Origin of the sequence: Verrucomicrobium sp. BvORR034 (genome assembly GCF_000739635.1) — a bacterium.
Classification (GTDB): Bacteria; Verrucomicrobiota; Verrucomicrobiia; order Verrucomicrobiales; family Verrucomicrobiaceae; genus Verrucomicrobium.
This window is the reverse complement of sequence record NZ_BATQ01000172.1, coordinates 1-2,510: the sequence shown is the minus strand read 5'-3', so window position 1 is coordinate 2,510 and position 2,510 is coordinate 1. Positions and strand designations below refer to the sequence as shown.

General features: G+C 54.9%; 3 protein-coding genes. 2 read left to right on the top strand and 1 reads right to left on the bottom strand.

Features of this window, described 5'->3' with window-relative positions; genetic code table 11:
- A partial coding sequence (locus BV034_RS30405) for an RHS repeat-associated core domain-containing protein (protein WP_265593642.1) occupies positions 1-1,344 on the top strand: 1,344 nt, incomplete at its 5' end.
- Positions 1,345-1,968: a hypothetical protein gene (locus tag BV034_RS30400; protein ID WP_050030708.1), complete on the top strand. Its 624-nt coding sequence runs from the start codon at positions 1,345-1,347 to the stop codon at positions 1,966-1,968. It abuts the gene before it with no gap.
- 129 nt (positions 1,969-2,097) lie between these two features.
- Here BV034_RS30400 and BV034_RS30395 read toward each other — a convergent pair whose 3' ends face one another.
- Positions 2,098-2,406 (bottom strand): helix-turn-helix transcriptional regulator, encoded by a 309-nt coding sequence (locus BV034_RS30395; protein WP_063768953.1) that lies wholly within the window; start codon positions 2,404-2,406, stop codon positions 2,098-2,100.
- Positions 2,407-2,510: the final 104 nt, after the last annotated feature.

Genomic DNA, 2,510 nt, shown 5'->3' with positions numbered 1-2,510 from the left:
TTGACCTATGATCTGGCAGGCAATCGCGCCACCCAGACCCTCACGGTCACCGGGCAATCCGCGCAGACTACCACCTATCACTGGGACGCAGAGAACCGCCTGGAAGGCGTGACCCTGCCCAATGCCGAGGAGCACGAGTATGGCTACGACTACCGGACCCGGCGCATCAGCCGGGTGGAAAACGGCATCGGCACCGCAATCGTGTTCAGCGGTGGCCTGAGCGTGGCCGAGTACGAGTCCCAGGGCATCACGCCCACGGTGGAATACCTGCGTGGTCCCGACATGGGCGGTGGGGTGGGCGGCATGATGTACAGCCTGCGCAACGGCGGGACCGAGGCGAAGTATGCGATGAGCAACGGCCGTGGGGACGTGGTGGCTCAGAGCAACGATGCGGGAGCCCTGACCTGGACGGCCAGCTACGAAGCCTATGGCAAGCGGCCGGTGGAAACCGGGACCAACCTGGACCGGCAGCGGGCTAACACCAAGGAGGAAGATCCGACCGGGTTGCTCAACGAAGGGTTCCGCTACCGTGACATTGAGACGGGTGTGTGGCTGAGCCGCGACCCGGCGGGGTTTGTGGATGGCCCCAACGTCTATGCGTATGTCCGGCAGAATCCTTGGACGAAGTTAGATCCCCATGGTCTCAATGAAACCCTTGGATGGAACAATTGGTTTGCGAATTGGGTGTTGCCCGACCCTGTAGGCAGCTATCGTGAATCTGGTCGGCAATTGGACATTGCTGCAGGTTTGGATGACGAAAAGAACACTCTGGCAGATCGAGTAGGGGGCGGGTTTGGCTACGTCGGGCATGGAATCAGTACGGTGGTTGATCTTGTGCCCATAGTTGGCCAGCTAAAAAAGAAGCTGGTGGTTGCAGCCTTCGGCGAGGTGGTGGAAAGATCGGTCAAGAATTCCGCAGATGAAATAGCAGAAGTTGCGGCAAAAAAAGCGGACGATTTACTCAGTGATAGCGCAAAGAAGACAGCGCAGGAGTCGGCCTCCCATGCAGATGAGGTGGCTGAGAAGGCTTCAAAAAAGGTAGAGGTTTCGAAGAGCAAGTATCCAGAAAGCTACGAGCATGCTCAAAGCACTGGGAACCCCAATGGTCCATTCACGAAAGATGCGGCTAATGCCAGTACTCGCAGGAGGCAGAATTTGAAGGGACAAGAAAAGGTAGACGGCAAGGATTTGGATGAATGGCCTCCAGCACAAACGGCTGAAGGAAAAGGAGCGAGTGTCAAGCCCATCAATCCGGGCGATAATAGGGGTTCTGGTGCAACGATTGGCGGTCAAACACGTAGTCTAAAAGATGGCGACAAATTTGAAGTAGAATGGACGGACTGAATGAAGAACATGCTCGATAAGCTTATTTCGATTGGAGGTACTGCGCTTGTCTCGGAATTTCGACCTCCAGAGACTTGGGATGGATTGAAAGGAGAACTTTGCGATCTTCTTTTGAGGAAGAATGGTTTTTATGCTTTTGAGGCTGCTTTGCTGGTGAGGCCATTTGGTGAATCTTTAACTCCCATATCTCTTGATCCATGGAATAAGCCAGACTTGTGGCTAGATGCTTACAGACTTGATTTGCCAGAACTCTACTTTTTCGCTGAAGATGTATTCGGCGGTCAGTTTGCTCTGTCGAAGGATGGGGTAGTGAGCTTCGATCCTGAAACAGGAAAACTGGAAAGAGTGAGCAGTTCTCTCGAAGGGTGGGCGGAAGGATTGCTTGATGATTATGATTACTTTACTGGATACTCTCTTGCCTCTGCCTGGCAAAAAGAGCACGGATGTTTGCCTATGGGATCTAGATTGATTCCCAAGCAGCTGTTTGTCTTAGGAGGTGATTTTGAAAGTTCAAACCTCATGTGTGTGAAAGACGTGAGGGGGATGCGCTCTCGGGGTTTTTTTGCTACCGAGTTGAAGGATGTCCCGGATGGAGGTCAAGTGACTTTTGAACTCGTTGACTAACGTGGGAGTAATGCGAAACGACAGCTTATTTAGAAATAAAAAAGGCGATCATGAGGCTGGAGGTGCTGCTGGCGAACACCCGGCACCGGCAGGCGCGTAGGGGTTGCCTCGGGGAGTGGGCCAGGTGAATCAGCCCGCCTTGGCTTGCAGGACGGTGTCCAGAAACTCGCTGATGAACTTCTGTTTGGGGGGTGGCAGGCTGGCAATCTCCTGGAACTGCCGTTGCAGCTTGGGCACGGGGCCGCGTTTGGCCTTGGGGGATGAGGCATCCAAAAGCTGTTCGAGCGTGACTCCGAGGGCTTGCGTCGTGGGCAGCAGCAGAGAGGAAGGCAAGCGCCGCGTGGCTGTCTCGTAGGTGGCCCAGGCCTGTTGCTTCACGCCGAGGCGTTCGGCCAGCGCGGCTTGAGTCAGGCCGCACTGCTGGCGCAACGCAGCGATGCGTTGGCTGTTGCAGTGCCAGAAGACAGGCTATTCCGGTCCTGCTTCATGAACAGGTCGTTGATGCCGATGTCCGAAAGCTTGCCAGAAAGAGCACATGAACC